The organism is Novosphingobium sp. FG90 (assembly GCF_057808725.1).
Genome location: NZ_JBMDIO010000025.1, coordinates 1 through 19,020, shown reverse-complemented (window position 1 = coordinate 19,020; position 19,020 = coordinate 1). Strand labels below are relative to the sequence as shown.

Genomic DNA, 19,020 nt, shown 5'->3' with positions numbered 1-19,020 from the left:
AGGCAAAAATGTCCCGGCCGCTCGGCCGGGACAGTCTGTGGGGGGCAGTATCGGAAAGCGTCAGAAATTGAACCGGACACCCGCGCGATAGATCCGTCCCAGCGTGTCGTAGAGTGCGGGATTGATGTCGAGCCCGGTGTTGGTCTGCGGCGAGGCAACGGGATCCTTGTCGAACAGGTTGTCGATCTTGCCATAGAACTGCAGGTTGTCGCCGAACTTGATCGTCGCGCCGACATCCACGTAGAATGCGCCCTTCATCTTGTTGTAGTCGATGGTGGGATGGTTGCCGGTGGAGGCAGGGCATGACGTCTGGCAGACGACGTACTGGTTGCCGAAAGTACCGTCGCTGATCCAGCGCTCCTGCACGGTCAGGCTGAATCTGTCACTATCGTAGGTCTGTACCGCGAGCCACTTCCAGTCAGGCGTCGCGCCGTTGTTGGCGCCCGCCTGGTCGATCGGGTCGACGCCGGCAACACCCGCGTTGACGATGAACTTCTGGATGTGGGTCGCAAGCGCGCGGACCGTGAAGTTGCCCGGCAGGCCCAGCGGTTGTTGCCACTGGTAGCTGGCCTCGATGTCGAAGCCGCTGGTCTTCCACGAGGCGAGGTTGAACGGCTGGACGTTGACGAAGTTCGTGCCCTGCGGGCCGTCAAGCTGGAAGCCGCCGCAGAAGGCCTGGTTGCCGTCAAAGCAGAACCGCACGATCTGGTCGGCCGAAAGGGTCGAGACCACGCCGTCCAGCTTGATGTGGTAATAGTCGAACGACAGGCTGAGACCCGGCAGCCAGGACGGCCGTGACAATACGATGCCCAGTTCCGTATTGCGCGCGACTTCCGGCTTGAGGGCAGTGTTGCCGATCGTGTTCTGGAAGATCTGCACCGCCACGTTTCGGAACGGATCGTTGAAGTTCGGCACCGTTGTGACGGTCGGCGCGGCGAAAAGTTCGGAAAGGTTGGGTGCGCGCACGTCGCGCGAGGTCACGGCGCGCAGGCGGATGCCGTCGAGCGGGGTATCCCAGGTGCCGCCGACCTTCCACGTCCAGACGGTGCCGGACGTGCTGTAATGCGTGGCACGCGCCGCGCCGTTGAGGTTGGCCCGGCCGATCGCATCGCTGTTGAGCAGCGGCAGATCGACTTCGACGTAGCCCTCATAGACCTCGTACTTGCCGCGCCCGTTCTTGTAGTTGCCTGCCGCCCAGTTGCTGCCCAGCGTGGAGTTGAGCAGCGGGTCGGCCGGATAGTCCGGGCTGTTGGGGCTGAGATCGGAGACGCCCGCGCCATAAGGATCGGCATTCACGCGGTAGAACTCGCGGCGATATTCGCCGCCGAACGCGACCGACACCGGGCCGGCCCAGGAATCGAAGGGATTGCCCGAGAAGTTCGCGCTGAGCACATCCTGCGTCAGCTTGGTGTGCTGGAACGGGCCGTTATCGTGCGGGGCGACATAGGCGAGCGCGGCAGCCGAGGGCGCGAAGTTGCCGAAGATGTTGATCGGCTGGCACCCGTTGGCGCGAGCCACCGGATCGGCGCAGACGATGGCTCCATCGAGGGAGATCGCATTGGTCGCCGCCACGTAGCGGTTCTGCAGCACAATATCGCGCACCCGGATGTCCGAGATGGTGATGCCGTGCTCGTAATAGGCGTCGTAGTTCCAGGAAGTGCCGGCCATGTCGAACGCGCCCTTGAGGCCGCCGACGAAGCGATACTGCTTGCGGTCGGTATAGACGCGCGGGTCGGGGAACGAGGCGTTGCTGGTGCCGAACCCGAAACTGGTGATGCCGGCCGCGGCACACCGATCCCGAACCAGTTGCGGCAGGAACGGATTGGCGCATTGCACCGTCAGCGAAGGCCTGCCGTAGCCCGGGCTCGGCTGGTTGTCGGTCTTCACCTGTGCGATGTTGACGGTGATGTAGGCTTCGTTGTTGTCGGCGAAGTCGTAGCCGATGCGGCCATAGCCGTTGATGCGCTGCAGCGCGGACTTGAGCGAGGCGCCCGAACCCGGGGCGCCGGAAAGATCTCCACCTTCGCAGAAGCTGTTGCCGCGATAGCAGTTGCTGACTTGCCCGTTGCCGAGCGGTTGCCCGTTCGATCCGTAGTTGAAGTTGTAGGGCGTGCCGTTGGCATCGAAGGCGATACCCTGAAGCGGGCCGTTGTTGATCAGGCCATAGCGGGCATACTGGTAGGGCTGCGCATAGTCGCGATAGTTGAACTGGGGCAGGCCGTTGTTGGTCTGTCCGGTGTTCATCAGCGTCGTCGCGCGATACCAGTCGCGGCTGCCGGCAAGGTCGGTGCCGAAGTCGCCCGCGCCGACGCCGCCTTCGTGGTCGTATTCGCCGCTCACGACCACGTGCAGGCGGTTGTCGAGAAAAGACTTGCCCCAGGCGGCTTGTACCAGCGCGGTTTCATCGTCGCCGTACTTGGTGATGCTGCCAAGCATGTTGCCCTTGAAGCCCTCGAACCGGGTATCGGTGATGAAGTTGACGACACCGCCCACCGCGTCGGAGCCATAGGATGCCGAAGCGCCGCCGGTGACGACGTCCACACGCTTGACCAGCAACTGCGGGAACATGCTGATGTCCGGCACGCCGGTCACATTCGCGCCGACAACGCGCTGTCCGTCCAGCAAGGTCAGTGTGCGGATCGGCTGAAGGCCGCGCAGCGAGAAGGAGCTGAGGCCCTGGAGCCCGCTCGAGGTGCTGAAGGTGCCGGTCGATGCGCCGGTCGAGCCTTGCAGCGAGGGCAGCTGCGCGATGGTGGTGAAGATGTTGGGCTGCGCATTGGCCGTGATCTGCGCCTCGCCGATCACAGTGGTCGGCGTGGGGGCGTTGAAGCCGCTGGTGGTGATGCGAGAGCCGGTGACGACGATCTCGGCGGCGGTTGCGGGCGCTGCGCTGTCTTCGGAAGCGGGCGGCGGCGCGGGCGGGGCTTCCTGCGCCTGCGCCGTGCCTGCGAGCGCAACCGCTACCAGTGCTGCGAAACTGACGCCGGCGCGTTGCCGGTGCGCTGAGGTGATCCTGCTCATGAAATCCTTCCCCTTCGATCTCCCCGGCCGCCGGTTTTCCGGACTCGGCCGCGCCCTGAGGCGTTGTTTTCTGGTTATCCTGCTAGCGCTCTCACTGCACTTACCACTTAGGTCGTAGATGCTGCATGGTCATGGCCGCGCGGCGTAGAGGGCGTGGTGCGTCAGAATGAACAGGGTGCCTCCGTCCTCGCCGCCGAACAGGATCTGCAAGGGGCGTTCGGGCACGTCGATGCGGCCCTGCTCGGAGCCGTCGGGGGCATAGACGAAGACTTGTCCGTTCGCGACGTAGACGCGACCCTTGCGATCGACCGCGACGCTCTCTCCACCCCGGTTCGCAAACGCCTTGGTGCCGCTCAGTGTCCCCTTTGTGCCGATCACTGCACGGTACGTGACGTTTTCCGATGCGTTGGTCACGAAGACCGGATCGCCCGGTTTTCCGCCGATCAGGCCGTTGGCGTTGAGGCTGTCGGACCAGCGCCAGCCGACGTGGTCGGTCGGCCCCTGCTGCCACGTGCGGAATGCGGGCAGGGCAAGGCTGCCGTCCGGAGATACGTACTCGCGGTCCTTCGGTGTCCCCACATCGCGTATAAACATCTGGGAAAGCGTGGTAAATTCGTAAGTTCTCGGGTCGAGCTGATCGCGGAATTCCCCGTTGTTCCACCAGTTTACCGGAAACAGGATGCGCGCGCCGGAGTTGCTGCGGACAGGTGTCGGCGCGATCACCGTTATCTGGTCTTGCGGCCCGTCAGGGTCGATCGAATAGACCCCGCCCTTGGCCCCCAGCGACGACTGGACAAGCAGGTGCCCGGATACGTCGACCGCGAGATTTACCGGATCAAGTGCATGATCCCGAACGATTTCCAGGCCCTTGGCACTGCTCCACCGATGAATCCGCTGGAATCTGCGGTCGATGAAATAGAGCCGCCCCTTCGCATCCACCGCCGCGCCGGAAATCGACCAGAATCCGTCAGCCAGCCTCTCGATCGCCGGACCGGCCGATGGGGGTGGAGGGGTGGAGCCCCCGCCAGCCGGTCCGACATCCAGGCGTGCAAACTCCCGCTCACGAACGAGGAGGCCGCGCGAGACATCCTCTATCGCATTGTCGAACGGATACTTGCTCGCACGCAGGAATGTGCCGCAACCCTCATCATCGCAGCTGGCGTAGCCGCTCTCGGCATTGACGTGGACATTGCGGAAGCGAATATCGCTTGAATTAAACAGCTTAACGGCGCTCTTGGCCGGGTGGTAACTGCGCGTGACGCGGTAGGCGTGGTAGTTGGCGAAGAGCAGATTGCGCGAATTGCGGATTTCCAGCGACACCGCATCCGGCCCGTCGCCCACTTCCTGCTCGGTCTGCGGCGCAAGGAATTCCCAATTCTCCACGTTGTCGAGCACGAACTCGTTACGCGCGTGGTGCTCGACCGACATCTCGTAGACATGGCCGGGCGTGCGGGTGTCGGTGACGGTGAAGCCCGCTTGCGCGAACGTGTTGGGGCTCCAGACGTCGGCGAAGGTGCCGCCGCCGCCGTCCGTCACCCAGATGCTGGGATACTGCGCGTCCCAGCGTCCATCCGACACCGGATCGCCACTGCGGGCAGCAAGCGCGCCAAGCGGTTTCCCGTCCGCCGTGGGGGTGCCGCCTCCCCCCATGATCTTCACATCCTCGACGAGACTGTCTTCCCCCGAACGCCACAGGATCGCCGCCGCGCGAGGGTTCACCCTTCCGGTGAACAGGCCGATGCCGGAAAGGATGTTGTCACCGCCGCGCGGACTCTCGATGATTGGCACAACCGATCCGAGCCCGGCGTGAGCCGGATTCCCATCGTTTATGGTGAATTGCGTGATCGCCGGGTGCAGCCCGACGATCACGGAGTCGGGTCGCAGTTTCAATCGATCCGTGACACGATAGAACCCGACCGGGAAATAGAGCACGCGGTGCCCGTCGATCGCTTTCTGGATCGCGGCAGTGTCGTCCGCCTTGCCGTCCCCCGCAATGCCGAGCGTGCGGGCGTTGACCCATTCAGGCATCGGCGGAAGATCGCGGATGGCCGACTTGCGCGGCGCGGGCATGGCGCCAAGCGTTTCGATTTGCGCCTGCGTCGCGTAATCGCCGGTCTTGCCCAGTTCCGGCACGGCGAGGCCATGGGAGAAGGCAGATACCTTGTAGACGGCTCCTTTGCCCGAAACCGTCCGCCCGCTGTCGCGAAAGCGGGCAAAGACGGGGGTGCCGGCCGCGAGGGCGTTCTCGAAGCCGATCTGGGTGAAGACGTTTCTCTCGTTCGAGATCACCACCGCCGCACCGCTGACGTTCTCGAAGCGCACATCCTTGCCCCAGAGGGAGTCGCCATAGCCGCGATCCACCTCGATCCCGACGGGCGTATCGCGGATCGCGACATTGACCATCGTGAGGCCGACTTCATGCTCGCGGATGGCGGCATCGCGTTGGCCGTCGAAGCTGGAATCGAGGAGGGTGAACTGCCAGGCGGGGGAAGTCTTCTCCGTAACGATGCCGTAGCGACCGCCGTGGAAATGGACGTTCTCGATGACGTTGCCAGCCTGATAGACGCCTGCGAAGGCAGTGCCCAGGCGGAAATCCATGTGGCTGAGGAAGGCGTGCTGAGCAAGGCGGAACCGCACGCCCGCCGCAGCAGGATTCCCCGCGCCGATCTCGATATCGACGTTGCTCATCGCCGAATAGAAAGTGCTCGAATTGGCGTCACGCACGACCTTGTTGCGCGGAACTACGGTAGGGACGGGTACGGGAACCTTTCCGACGTTGTACTGATCGTCTCCGGCAAAGACGATCATCGTCGAGACGCCCTTCTGGAACCCCGGGGTGCGGGCACCGAGCAGGATCGTCGGCCGCGTCCGGCCTATGCCGTAGATGCGTACACCGGCAGGAACGACGAGGCTGCGCGTGATGCGATAGATTCCCGAGGGAAGGAAGACGATGCCGTGACCGGTCCGGTCCCGCGCCTTGTCGAGCGCCTGCTGGATCGCGTCCGTGTCGTCGGCTTTGCCGTCTCCGCGGGCGCGAACGGTGACTGCGGTGGGCTCGTCCGGCGCCATCGGGAACACCGAGGCCCCCGATGCGAGCACGGGGCTCGCCTGCACGAGCGCCGTCCCGGCCAGCATCATAGCCATCGCGCTGCTGCGTCCGATCATATCGCTTCCCCTGTCCCGGCGTGTAAATCCGATCGCGCCTTTGCTGCGCCTGGCTTTTCGGTAGAGCGCCGCATAGATCACCGCACTTGCGACAAAGGTCGTAGTTCCCAAGCCTTTGGGCGTGCCCGTATAGGCAGGGCATTCCGCCCCCATGGGTCACGAAGGACGCCGTCTTGCCTGCCACGCCCCGTCATGTTTCCATCTCTCCCTGCGTCATCGTCGTGATGGGTGTGAGTGGCTGCGGAAAATCGACGCTTGGCGCCCTGCTGGCTGACGCGCTGGGCGGGCGGTTCCTTGAGGGTGACAGCTTCCATTCGGCGGAGGCGGTCGAGAAGATGCGCGGCGGCGAGGCCCTAACCGATGAAGATCGCTGGCCCTGGCTTGACCGGCTTGGCGTGGCGGCGGAAAAGGGCCTGCAGGATCATCGGGTCGTCGTAGTCGCCTGCTCGGCGCTGCGCCTTGCCTATCGCGATCGCCTGCGCGCTGCGATCGATGCGCCCGTGCGCTTCGTTTTCCTCGCGCAGAGCCGCGAGCGCCTGCTGGCGCGTCTCGGGGAGCGTCCGGGCCATTATATGCCTGCAAGCTTGCTTGACAGCCAACTCGCCACGCTCGAGCCGCCCGAGCGGGAGCAGGCGACGATGACGCTGGCCCTGGAGGCATCGCCTGAAACCTTGCGGGACATGGTCCTCGACTGGCTGCGCAGCGTCTGACCGTTCAGGGCATCAGGCGTCGTCGGCCTTCCCATAAATGCCAGCGCATAGCCAGCGCCGCTCCGTCGGGGTCCTGTGCGCGGATGGCGCCGACGATGACCTCGTGTTCGCGCAGCATGGTGGCAATGACTTCGGGCGGGCGGGAACGGGAGATGTCGACGCCAGCGCGCATGATCTTCTCGACGTCTGCCCAAAGGGCATCGAACGCAATCAGGAACGCCGGATTGCCGGTCGCCGCTGCGATGCGGCGGTGCAGTTCCATGTCTTCCGCGTGGGCAGGTGCATTTGACAGGAGCGCCTGGCGCAGAAGGTCCATCCCTTCCTCCACATGCGCCATCTCCTGACTGGTGCGGCGCGTTGCCGCCAGTCGTGCGGCCTCCGCCTCCAGCACGAAGCGGACTTCGTAGCTGCCCAGCGTCGAGGGCAGTTCGGCCGCGGGCACGAAGGCGGCGAGGCGTTCGGACGGACGGCTCTTGACGAAGGAGCCCGCGCCGCGTCGCGCTTCGGTGATGCCGTCGGACGCGAGGCGCACCAGAGCCTCGCGAACGATGGCGCGGGAAACTCCGAAGATCTCGGCCAGCCGGGATTCGGAAGGCAGCCGCGCACCGACCTCCAGATCGCGCGAGTTGATGATCTCGACGATACCCGCATAGGCATGGTCCGAAAGCCGCTCCTGGTTCATCGGAGCCCCTGTCTGCCTGCAAGAATCATGGTTTGCACCTTTGTTAGAAGATGCTGCTCGCGGCAAGCACCAGCAGCAGACCAACCACCGCGACCACAGTTTCCATGATCGACCATGTGCGGAAAGTCCCCGGCATATCAGTGCCGAGGTAGCTTTTCACCAGCCAGAAGCCGGGATCGTTGACGTGTGAGAAGAACAGCGAGCCCGCACCGATCGCGAGCACCATCCACTCAGGCTCGACGCCGGAGGTCGCGACCAGGCCCTGCATCACGCCGGCGGTGGTGATTGTCGCCACGGTTGCGGATCCCGTCGCCAGTCGGATGCACACAGACACGCCCCATGCCAGCAACAGGGGAGAGATGGCCCCGTCTCCCGCAAGGCGCACAAGCAGGTCCGACAGCCCCGCCGTCACCAGCACCTGTTTCAGCGCGCCACCCGCACCGATGGCGAGCAGGATGCCGCCGGCAGGGGCCATGGCCTCGGTCCAGATCGCGCCGTGGATGGCGCGGTCGCTCAACCGGTGCCCGAACAGCAGCGGCAGCGCGACCAGGTTGGCGATGAGCAGCGCCACGACCGGATCGCTTACCCAGCCCAGCCACGCCATCGATGTCGCGAGAGCAGGGGGCATAAGCGCCAGAGCCTGCCCGGCCGCGATCAGTACGACCGGCAGCAGGACGGCCGTCAGGGCACGACCGACCGGAGGTGCGGCAACGTCCACGGTCGATGGCGGCAGCGGCGGCGGGCTCAATGTTACGCCCGGCGCGGTAAAGCGGGCCAGCACCGGTCCGGCGATGATCGCCGTCGGAATGCCGACGATGAGGCCGTAGAAGAGTGTCAGGCCAAGGTTCGCGCCAAGTGCATCGACCGCCAGCAGAGGGCCGGGGTGAGGCGGCACCAGCGCGTGCACCACCGACAGGCCGGCCAGCGCCGGCAACATCAGCCGAAGCTTGGCAGTGTCGTCGTTCTGCCCACTTGGCAATGCAGCGGCCGCCGAAGCCACGATTGGCAGTAGCAGAACCAGTCCGGTCTCGAAGAATAGCGGCAGGCCGATCAGGAGCGCGGTGAACAGGCTTGCCCATGGTGCCCCGCGAACGCCCGAGACGCGCAATGCCGCCCGTGCCAGACCGCCTGCGCCGTCCGAGAGCTGCAACATCGCCCCGAGGCCAAGGCCGAGTGCGACCACCAGGCCGGTGCCGCCAAGAATTGTCCCTGCGCCCTTCTCCACGGCCTCCGCCGTCTTGTCGAGGGGAATGCCGGCAAGTAGACCCACGGTGAATGCGCCGCACAAAAGGCCGATGAACGGGTGCAGGCGGCCGCGCACGATCAGCAGGATCGAAAGTGCGATACCGGCGACGGCGGACAGGATGAGCCGATAGTCCTCCGGCGTCATGGACGGGCACTCCATCCTGCCAGATGCTGTGTGGGCTGGCCCTCGGGCAACCGCATACGACGTAATGACGATGTCATCCGTTCCCTCTCCCTCGTCGACGATTCGGACTGCCGTTGCGGCGCGCTTTTCCGAAAATCTGTTGGACAGGTTATAGCTTCAATTGAGCGATGTACTAGATAATTTCGAAGTATCGGCGATTTTACGCTTGAACCTGTCAGACTGATTCCCTTATCATCGCCTTCAATGATATCCGGCAGCGGCGGTCGATATCCCTGCTGCTGCCATCAAGCCGGGCCATTTCTAGGGAGAGAGAGATGCACCTTGTTGCGGATTCTTGTGTCGTTCGGGACGCGCCTGAGGCGCCCCATCTCACGCCCACGCAGCTCAAGGTGCTGCGATGTGTCCATTCGGGCCTGTTGAACAAGCAGATCGCCTACGAACTTGGCATGGCGGAAGCCACGGTAAAGGTCCATATGACCGCTCTGATGCGCAAGCTCAACGTGCGGAACCGGACCCAGGCGGCGATCGCGGCAGGACGTCTTGAAGGCGCGGCGGCGTTCTGAGCTACGCTCGGCCGAATTGTCGGTCCGAACCGGGGAGAAGGTGATGTCGGCAGGAACTCGACGCGACGTTCTGGGCGGACTTGGCGCCGGTCTCGTGCTTGCGGGAACGGGTGCGGGCAGGGCCATGGGCGCACCACGCAAGATCGGCTACGCGGTGGTCGGGCTCGGCTACTACGCGACCCGGCAAATCATGCCCAATTTCTCCGGGTGCGAGCGATCTCGCCTGGTCGCGCTGGTGAGTGGCACGCCTGCCAAGTTGGAACAGTATGGGGCCGAATACGGCATCCCCAGGACCCATCGCTACAGCTATGCCGACTTCGATCGCATCCGCGACAATCCGGATATCGATGCAGTCTACATCGTGCTGCCCAACAGCCTTCACGCGGAGTACACGATTCGGGCTGCGCAAGCTGGCAAGCATGTCATGTGCGAAAAGCCGATGGCAGTTTCGACGGCTGAATGCGAAGCGATGATCGCTGCCTGCCGCAAGGCGGGCAAGAAGCTGATGATCGGCTACCGTTCCCGATTCGAGCCGTACAATCGACATGCAATAGAACTGGCCCGCGGCGGACATGTCGGGGCGACTCGCCTCATCACCGCCGAACACGGCTTTCCGATCCAGCCTAAGCAGTGGCGGCTCGACAAGCCGCTCTCTGGCGGTGGTTCGATGATGGATATTGGCATCTACAGCCTCAATGCCGCGCGTTACCTGACGGGAGAGGAACCGGTGGCGGTCAGCGCGGTGGAATCCACCGATCGTTCGGACCCCCGTTTTCTGACTGTCGAAGACAGGGTGACGTTCGCGCTGCGCTTTCCTTCTGGCACGGTCGCCAACTGTATCTCCAGCTATAGTTCGGCGCACAACAGCTATCGCGTGATCGGCACGCGGGGCTGGATCGAACTGGAGCCTGCCACTTCTTATGTCGGGCAAGCGATGAGGATCCGTAATGCCGACAAGATCGAGCAACGTGTGCTTCCGGTCCAGGGCAGGAACCAGTTCGCAGGCCAACTCGATCATTTGGCCCAGTGCATCCTGGAGGGCACGAACCCGATCGTCGGCGGTGAAGAAGGCCTTGCGGACTTGCGGGTGATCGAGGCCATATACCGCTCGGTTGCAGAGCGATGCCAGGTGAGCCTTTCTGCATGATGCGCCGGCGCACCGTGCTTGCCGGACTCGCGACACTGCCGTTGCTCGATGCCGTACCGGCGCCTGCTGTGGAACCTGCTTTCGCGGGTGTCCGTCGGCTGGATCCCGGGCTCGATCGGATCGTCCCGGTAGATGCGATGCCGACCGAGTTGGGCAAGGGATATCGCTGGGCCGAAGGACCGGTCTGGGTGCCGGACCTCGATTGCCTTCTCTTTGGCGACCCCGGCAACAATATCGTCTATCGCTGGCAGGAAGGGCGGGATATCTCGGTCTTCCTTTCGCCGTCCGGCCACCCGGCTCCCGTACCGGCGAATATCGCCGAACCGGGCCTCAACGGTCTTGCGCTGGATGGAAAGGGGGGCTTGCTAGCAGCGAACAGTGGATCGAGATCGATCGTCCGTGTCGATCTTGCTACAAGAACGAGGGTAACACTCGCCGATCGGTTCGAAGGCAGGCGTTTCAACAGTCCGAATGACTTGTGCCTTGCTCCATCCGGCGCGATCTACTTCAGCGATCCCACTTACGGCCTCGCCGGTGGCGACGAATCAGCCTTACGCGAACTTGAATGGTGCGGCCTTTACAGACTGACGCCAGATGGCAAGGTCGCGCTGCTCGATCGTACTCACCGTCGACCAAACGGAGTCGCGCTCAGCCCGGATGGCCGCACGCTTTATCTTGCACTTTCCGACGAGCGGCGGCCTGAAGTCCTTTGCTATCAACTCGATGATACTGGGATGGTTGTTGCGAAACGGGTTTTCCGCGAAATGCGCCCGCAGTACGAGCAAGGCCTTCCCGGCTTGCCTGATGGCATCAAGGTCAGCGCATCAGGCCACGTCTTCGCGACCGGTCCGGGGGGCGTTCATGTATGCAGTGCGGACGGAAGGCTGTTGGGAATCATTGGGACCGGCAAGCCGGTGGCCAACTGCGCACTGGCTCCGGGTCGGCTTTTCATGACCTCTTTCGACGTACTGACTGTGATCAATTTGCATCGTTTCTGACGAAGCGGATTGTAAATCGGTTCTTCGCACTTGCGGAATCGCGAACGCTCGGAATGGGCTCAAATGCCGCCCCGGCTCTGCCAGGCATGGCTGCCCATGGCGCTGTCAGAATGGAATGTTCGAGGTAGAGTGCGCTCACGCTTCTCATTCCGCATCCGCGTGAAACCTTAGTTGCCAGCGTTGGCAAAATGCGATGCGGCAAACATTTCTGACGGCAGAATCTTTCGATCAAAAAGATGACACGGGACGCCCGTTGTCAGGCACCCGAAACCTGCAGAAGTCCACATTTTCTGCCGTGCCGCAAAAAATGTTATCGCTCTCATAAAATGTTTGACGACAGCAAAACTGCGTCCTAGTCGTTTGTCTGACAAATAGTCGTGACAACGACATGGTTGATGCGGGGTGGGGAGTAGGCCCTCCCATAAACTTTCAGGAGGGGAACATGCGTAAATCGAATTTTTATACCCGTGCGAGCACGATCTGCGTGGCCGTCATGACCATGGCGGGCGCGCCACAGGCATTTGCGCAAGCCCAGGGTGACAGCGTCGCGCAGGGCGGCGAAGAAGCCGAGGCAATCATCGTCACGGGGCGTCGAGCGGCGCTCGAATCCGCCGAGAACCGCAAGAAGAACGCGATCACGATCGTGGACTCCGTCGTCGCGGATGATGCGGGCAAGTTGCCCGATAACTCCATTACCGAAGTCCTTCAGCGAGTTCCTGGCGTCACCATCGTCCGCTTTGCCGCGATCAACGACCCCGATCATTATTCGGTCGAAGGCTCCGGTATCCAGATTCGTGGCTTGTCGGGCGTCGCTTCGCGTCTGAATGGACGTGAGATATTCAGTGCCAACGCGGGACGTTCGCTTCTCTGGGGCGACGTTACGCCCGAACTGATGCAGGCGGTTGATGTCTACAAGTCGTCATCCGCCGATCAGATCGAGGGCGGAACAGGCGGGTCGGTGGATCTGCGCACCAAATTGCCGTTCGACTTCAGCGAAGGCCTTCATTTCGCGGGCAGCGGCGATCTGAGCTTCGGAGATCTGGCAAACAAGACCGATTACTCGCTTTCTGGCCTCGTTGCAGGCAAATGGCACACCGGTATCGGTGATATCGGCTTCGTCCTGGATGGTGCCTACAGCCAGCTTACGTCGGTATCCCAGTTTGTTCGCATGGAGCCCATGTTCCGTACCCGTATCGATGGAGACGACTACTTTATTCCCGGGGGGTATGCTTACGGCCAGGAGAACTTCCAGCGCAAGCGTGATGGTATCTACGGTGCCGTGCAGTGGGCGCCCAGTAACGACCTGACCTTTACCGGCGTATTTTTCCAGTCGCGCTATCGCAGCAGCTCCGACGAATACGGCTCTTTCGTCACCTCGCAGAACCTGGCTGTCGATCCCAGCCAGAGCACGTTCGACGACTTCGGCGGTTTGATTTCTTCACCTGCCGTGTTCCAGCGTGACAATTCGACTTTCGGGGCAAGCGGTGCTCCGATCACCACGGGCGGCACCACTGGTGCGTGGAACAGCCGGACCAAAACGCAGGATATTTCCGGCTCGGTCAAGTGGAACCCCGGTGGCGGCCCGCTTACCGTGGATGCGGCGTACCAGCACATCACCTCGTCGTCCAAGCAGCATCGCATGAACCTGTTCCGGACAGTCGACTTTCCGACCAGCTTCGGCCTGGATCTCAGTGGAAAGCTGCCTTCGATCAGCGTCGATCCGAACTTCGTGCCCTCGCTTCTCGATCCTGCCAACTACAGCTGGCAGGCAGCCATGCCGCATGATGAGGATAATCGCGGCAAGCTTGATTCCGCGCAGATGGATCTCACTTACGCACTTGGCGACGGCTTGCTCAAGTCGATCAAGGTCGGAGGCCGCTGGTCCAAGCGGACCGAGCGCGACTTCAACAACAGTTATGCCTGGGCCGCGCTTGGACAGGTGTGGAATGGTTATCCGATCATCCCGTTCTCGGAAGGGAGGCCGGGCGATTACCAGCTCTATACGTTCAAGAACTTTTTCCATGGCGGCATTTCGCTACCGGCCAGCCAGTACTTCCCGGACGCCGATTTCGCCAGGACCGTAGGCGTGGACGAGATCCACGACATCTATGGCGGCGAAGCAGGGCGTCCTGAAGGTTTCGTACTTCCGAACGATCGGACTGATTACAGCACCAAGACGCTGGCCGGCTATGCCATGCTCAACTTCGGCACTGAGTGGGATCAGTCTACGCTTACCGGCAATATCGGTGCGCGCGTGGTCAACGTGAAAAACGCCAGCTCGGGCTACTTCCAGCAGAATACGGCGCAGTTCGTTCGTAACGGTGTGGTTTTCACCATGACCGATGCGGCACAAGTGCGCAGCGGCGGGGCAGAATTTACCCGCGTCCTGCCTGCCGTGAACGTGACATACTCTCCCATCGATCCGGTCAAGATCCGTGCAGCCTACAATATCACGATGGACAATCAGTCGTTCAACGCGCTGCGTGCATCGGGCAACCTGAGCGTTCAGACCACGGGCCAAGGCAATCCGCCGGAGTTCGCGAATTACACCACCAGCACCGGCGATCCGACCTTGAAGCCCACCATGTCGAATAACTTCGACCTTTCGGCGGAATGGTATCCAAGCGCCGGAACGAGCCTGCATATCGCCGGTTTCTACAAGCGCATCACCGACTCTGTAGTCTACAGTTCGTTCCAGCGCACGTTCACGGTCCAGTTTGCGGACGGGACGAGCGAGCAGGCGCTGGCCACGACAAACGACGCGCGGACGGCTGACAAGGCGGCCACGGTGAAGGGCTTCGAAGTTGGCGGCCGCCTGTTCCTCGACAAGCTGCCGGGCTGGCTCTCCGGCATCGGTCTCGAAGCGAACTATACGTTCCTTGACAGCAAGAACCCGGGAGACCTGTATTACGACATCGACGGCGTTGCGCATAATGACGTGCCGCTACAGGGATTGTCGAAGCACAACGTCAATCTGGCGTTCCTGTACGAACACAATCCGTTCTCGCTTCGGATCGCGTATAGCTGGCGCTCCAAGTACCTTCAGTCGACCAATGCCAATGGCACCAACCAGAGCTATAACTATTATCTGACCCCTGGCACCTGCAATGGTGAATCGACGCCTGCCGTCTGTGACCCCCGAGCCACCAACCTGCCTATCTATGGTGATAATTACGGCACTCTCGATGCGGGGCTCACCATTCGAGCCAACGAGAACGTGAGTGTCCAGCTTCAGGCCACCAATATCCTGAACGCTACTCAGAAGACTCTCATGGGGGGGTATCCGGGTGGTCTCTACGGACGCAGCTGGTTCCAGAGCGATCGTCGCTACCGCATGGGTCTGAACGTCACCTTCTGACCTAGCGGATGAAGCGGGTCGATCCGGATCCGCTTCATCCGGAGACGAAAAAGCCGGCATCGTAATTTCGATGGCGGCTTTTTTGCGGTTCACCCAGCGAAGATGCCTTGCCTGCGGCCATAGGTGTGAAACAAGTCTGGCCAGGTGTGTGCCGGCACATCGGCCCCAAGGCGTGCGCCGAATCCATGGCCGCCCTTGTCGAACCCGTGGAATTCGGTCGGCCGGTTCTTCGCCAGCATTGCGCCATACATTGCCACGCTATTTGCGATGGGGACCAGTCCGTCATCGCTGGCATGGGTCAGGAAGACGGGCGGCGTCTCTTCCGTCACGCGGTTTTCGACCGATGCGGCGTTACGCTCCGTCGCGTTGGAGCCGGGACCGAGCAACGCATCGCGCGAGCCGGCATGGACGAACGGCTGGGCCAGCGTCACTACCGGGTAGATCATGCCAACCAGATCGGGGCGGGCGGAAATCTGGTCTGCCGCATCGACCGGGCGATACGCATGCTCATCGAAGCGGGTGGCGATGCTGCCGGCGAGGTGGCCGCCCGCTGAAAAGCCGAGCACGGCAAGCCGCCTGGGGTCGATGCCGAACTCTGCGGCGCGCGACCGCACCACCCGGATAGCACGCTGCACATCCTGGAGCGGAACCTTGGACCGACCTTTCCAGCCTTCGCCCGGCAGGCGATAGTAGAGGATGAAGCAGGTGACGCCGCGTTCGCTGAGCCAACGGGCCTGTTCTTCTCCTTCGTTGTCGACGGAGAGAAAACCGTAGCCGCCGCCGGGAATGATAAGCGCGGCAGAGCCGTCCTGATAGGCGGGGCGCCGGACTTCGATTGTTGGCTTGCCCACGCCGGTAACCCAGCGGTCGTCGAAGTCAGGATTGGAAGAACGTTGCTCGACCGCGGGCGTCGGTAATGTCGCGGGCGCGCCCGGAGCGTCGCCGGGCCACAACGCGACGGACGGACCGGCATACGTAATCCTGCGCGATCCGGCCCTTGCCACAGGGATGGAATTTGCGGCGGCCAGCATGGTCATCCCCCCCAGCAGGGCTCGCCGGGATGTGGTTGTGTCGTTCATCTCGTCGTTCTCTCCAGAGCGATCGGGACGAGGCCACCGATGCTCGATGATTGCGCTATCGTGTCGGCTTTTCTCGAACTCCGCTATTTGCGATAAATCACATGATTATCTGCTTCAAGGTATTCCCCTGAGATATTGTTAGCGTTATCGTTAGGCTCGATCCGGTGAGGGTGTCGTCAGACAGGCCATCATGCCGGACGGTGCGATGGCAAGAGGATAGGGCCGTGGGCATTCCGGGGGTTGGGCGTGCGTTCATGATCGCGCTCGCGACGACGGCGATTTGCAGTGGGACTGCTTCGGCGCAGGAGAAACGCGGTGTCCAGGCTTATGACTGGCGCAACGTTCGCGTTGGCGGCGGCGGTTTTGCGCCGGGCATCGTGTTCAGCCCGGTTGAGGCAGGCCTTGCCTATCTGCGCAGCGACATGGGCGGTGCCTATCGCTGGGATTCAGACAGGCAAACGTGGATTCCCCTGCAGGACGGCGTCGCCGAGGGTAGCTACATGGGGGTGGAGAGCATCGCGGCCGATCCTGTCGACGCGGGCACGGTGTACCTCGCGGTCGGAATGGCTGCGCGCCTGCCGGCTGCTATTTTCCGATCCACCGATCGCGGCGGGCATTGGCAGGTGACGCCGGTGCCCTTTGCGATGGGGGGCAACGAGGACGGCCGGGGGCTGGGCGAGCGACTGGCGGTGGATCCGTTCGACAATCGTCGGTTGTTCTTCGGCTCTCGTCATCAGGGCCTTTGGGCGAGCGAGGATGCAGGGCGGCACTGGCGGCAGGTCGCGGCTTTCCCGCTCAAGGGTCTGGGGCTGCCGACGACGCGGCGCCAGACGCATGGGGGCCTGTCGTTCGTGGTCTTCGATCCGGTTGTCAAAGGGCGGATCTTCGTAGGCAATGCGGACCCACTCGGGGCTCGTATGTACCGATCGGAAGACGGCGGCGCGACCTGGGCGGCGAATACCGGCGGGCCTGCCGCCGACCTTCTGGCAGCCAAGGCAGTGCCCGGCCGCGACGGAATGCTTACCGTCACGATGAATGACGGGATCGGGCCTAACGGCATCGGCCGAGGCGCGGTCTGGCGGCTCGACATGGCAAGCGGAGGCTGGACCGATGTGACCCCCCTCAAGGCAGGTGATGCGCCGACAGGCGGCTACATGGGGGTGTCTGTTTCCGCAATGGATCCCAAGACGATCGCGGTCAGCACCGTGGATCGTGCTCGGCCCGTCGATACCGTCTGGCTCAGCCATGATGGAGGCGCACACTGGGAAGAGCTTTGGCGCCGCTCTACCCGTGATGTGTCGGAAACGCCGTTCCTCGATTTCGACGGGAAGGCGAACTTCGGCCACTGGATCGCGGGGCTGGCCATAGATCCGTTCGATCCGGGGCACGCCGCCTATGTCACCGGCGCCACCGTCTACGACACGCACGATCTCGACAAGCCTGGCGAGATGCGCTGGAATCCCTGGACGCGGGGGATCGAGCAGACTGCCGTCATCACGTTCACAAGTCCGACCGACGGGGCGCACCTCGTGTCCGGGTTCGGAGACATCGGTGGCTTCCGGCACGACGACTTGACCGTCTCCCCGCCGCGCATCCATCTTCAGCCATTCCTCACGAATACCAATACGCTCGATTACGCGGGCCGTGCGCCGCAGATCATGGTGCGCAGCGGCAATACCCATGCGCCGGTGGTTCCAGATACCTCGCTCGCATGGTCGGCGGACGGAGGCGGGTCTTGGACGGGCCTGCATGTGCCGGCGTGCCAACCGCACGCGGATGGCACGCCTTGCCCTGAAGCGACGGGCGATGCGGCCATCACGGTGTCGGCCGACGGGGCAACATTCCTTGTCGAGACCGATGTGCCGCTGCTGTCGCGCGATCGGGGTGCGACGTGGCAGCCGGTCGTGGGCCTGCCTCGGCGGGTGCGGGTGACCTCCGACAAGGATGACGCGCGGCGCTTCTACGCAGTCGATTTCGACAAGGGGCATATCGTGCGCAGCGACGACGGCGGCGCGACCTTCCGAGCAGTCGAGGGCAGGGGACTTCCGGCCGATCTGATCCCACTGCGCTCCGCGAACCGCGAGGCCCCTGCGCCGATACTGGCGCAGGCGGGGCGGTCGGGGGCCTTGTGGCTCAACCTCGACGGCGGGCTTTGGCATTCGGTCGACTTCGGCGAAAGCTGGCAGCGCGCCGGAAGGGACATTCGCGTCGAACGCTTCGGTCTCGGCAAGGGGGCGCCGGGCAAGGCCGATCCGGCGCTTTATGCGCTCGGCTCGGTCGGCGGGTTGCGTGCGATCTGGCGATCCATCGACGGCGGCGCGCAGTGGACAAGAATTAACGACGACCGACATCAATGGGGCATGCGCATCCGCATGGTTTCGGGCGATCCGCGCCTGTTCGGTCGCGTCTATGTGGCAACGGACGGACGCGGCTTGCTTGCCGGCGATCCGGCCAAGGGGGAATGATGAAGAAAACGACGGCAATCGCAGCATTTACGCTCGCTCTCGCACTGGCAGCTCCCGCGGTTGCCGAGCCGGCGGCGCCGCTCCCCCGGATCGAAACGCGCGATGGGCGCCATGCCCTGATCGTCGACGGCGCGCCGTTCGTGATGCTGGCAGGGCAGGTCAACAATTCCAGCAACTATGCGCAGCCGCTCAAGGCAGCGTGGCCGGTGCTCGATGCGATGCAGGCCAATACCGTTGAAGTGCCTATCGCCTGGGAGCAGGTGGAACCCGAAGAAGGGCGGTACGATTTCACGTTCCTGCAGGAACTGCTCGACCAGGCGAGAGCCCACGACAAGCGCGTGGTGTTGCTCTGGTTCGGCACCTGGAAGAATACCAGCCCTGCCTATACGGGTCGCGTCCGTCAAGGTGGTGTAATTTCGGCTGTGGCCGTGGGCCATCGTCA

At 63.0% G+C, this 19,020-nt stretch carries 12 protein-coding genes; 7 read left to right on the top strand and 5 right to left on the bottom strand.

Translation table 11 applies throughout. The features are described from left to right. Window positions 1–60 precede the first annotated feature (60 nt). Together ACODRZ_RS18925 and ACODRZ_RS18920 are read right to left on the bottom strand one after the other, a co-directional pair. On the bottom strand, window positions 61–3,021 hold the full coding sequence (locus ACODRZ_RS18925) for a TonB-dependent receptor plug domain-containing protein (RefSeq protein WP_488971457.1): 2,961 nt from the start codon (window positions 3,019–3,021) through the stop codon (window positions 61–63). Between the two features lie 129 nt (window positions 3,022–3,150). Beyond that, the gene (locus ACODRZ_RS18920; RefSeq protein ID WP_488971456.1) at window positions 3,151–6,186 is read right to left on the bottom strand and encodes a glycosyl hydrolase family 28-related protein; all 3,036 of its coding nucleotides are present in this window, start codon (window positions 6,184–6,186) and stop codon (window positions 3,151–3,153) included. Between the two features lie 224 nt (window positions 6,187–6,410). On the opposite strand from ACODRZ_RS18920, the gene ACODRZ_RS18915 reads away from it, so the two are divergent. Beyond that, window positions 6,411–6,896: a gluconokinase gene (locus tag ACODRZ_RS18915; RefSeq protein ID WP_488971512.1), complete on the top strand. Its 486-nt coding sequence runs from the start codon at window positions 6,411–6,413 to the stop codon at window positions 6,894–6,896. A gap of 4 nt (window positions 6,897–6,900) precedes the next feature. Here ACODRZ_RS18915 and ACODRZ_RS18910 read toward each other — a convergent pair whose 3' ends face one another. Together ACODRZ_RS18910 and ACODRZ_RS18905 are read right to left on the bottom strand one after the other, a co-directional pair. Next, entirely contained in the window at window positions 6,901–7,578 is a 678-nt protein-coding gene (locus ACODRZ_RS18910; protein ID WP_488971455.1) for a FadR/GntR family transcriptional regulator, read from the bottom strand. Between the two features lie 43 nt (window positions 7,579–7,621). Next, window positions 7,622–8,968, bottom strand: coding sequence for a GntP family permease (locus tag ACODRZ_RS18905; RefSeq protein WP_488971454.1), 1,347 nt, complete (start codon window positions 8,966–8,968; stop codon window positions 7,622–7,624). 314 nt (window positions 8,969–9,282) lie between these two features. Between ACODRZ_RS18905 and ACODRZ_RS18900 the strand changes: the two genes are divergently transcribed. The 4 genes from ACODRZ_RS18900 (at window position 9,283) to ACODRZ_RS18885 (ending at window position 15,034) form a co-directional block, all read left to right on the top strand. Then, entirely contained in the window at window positions 9,283–9,531 is a 249-nt protein-coding gene (locus ACODRZ_RS18900; RefSeq protein ID WP_488971453.1) for a helix-turn-helix domain-containing protein, read from the top strand. 43 nt (window positions 9,532–9,574) lie between these two features. Further along, window positions 9,575–10,678 carry a Gfo/Idh/MocA family protein gene (locus ACODRZ_RS18895; protein WP_488971452.1) on the top strand — a complete coding sequence of 368 codons (1,104 nt, stop codon included), beginning with the start codon at window positions 9,575–9,577 and terminating at the stop codon, window positions 10,676–10,678. Further along, window positions 10,675–11,676: an SMP-30/gluconolactonase/LRE family protein gene (locus tag ACODRZ_RS18890; protein WP_488971451.1), complete on the top strand. Its 1,002-nt coding sequence runs from the start codon at window positions 10,675–10,677 to the stop codon at window positions 11,674–11,676. Before ACODRZ_RS18895 ends, ACODRZ_RS18890 begins: the two co-directional genes overlap by 4 nt. A gap of 442 nt (window positions 11,677–12,118) precedes the next feature. Continuing rightward, complete coding sequence (locus ACODRZ_RS18885) at window positions 12,119–15,034, top strand: TonB-dependent receptor (RefSeq protein ID WP_488971450.1); 2,916 nt, start codon at window positions 12,119–12,121, stop codon at window positions 15,032–15,034. An 89-nt stretch (window positions 15,035–15,123) separates the two neighbouring features. Here the strand turns inward: ACODRZ_RS18885 and ACODRZ_RS18880 are convergent, their stop codons facing one another. Continuing rightward, window positions 15,124–16,113: an alpha/beta hydrolase gene (locus ACODRZ_RS18880; protein ID WP_488971449.1), complete on the bottom strand. Its 990-nt coding sequence runs from the start codon at window positions 16,111–16,113 to the stop codon at window positions 15,124–15,126. 254 nt (window positions 16,114–16,367) lie between these two features. Between ACODRZ_RS18880 and ACODRZ_RS18875 the strand changes: the two genes are divergently transcribed. After that, complete coding sequence (locus ACODRZ_RS18875; RefSeq protein ID WP_488971448.1) at window positions 16,368–18,578, top strand: WD40/YVTN/BNR-like repeat-containing protein; 2,211 nt, start codon at window positions 16,368–16,370, stop codon at window positions 18,576–18,578. Next, on the top strand, window positions 18,575–19,020 hold a 446-nt coding region (locus ACODRZ_RS18870; RefSeq protein WP_488971447.1), incomplete at its 3' end, for a beta-galactosidase. The genes ACODRZ_RS18875 and ACODRZ_RS18870, both read left to right, overlap by 4 nt.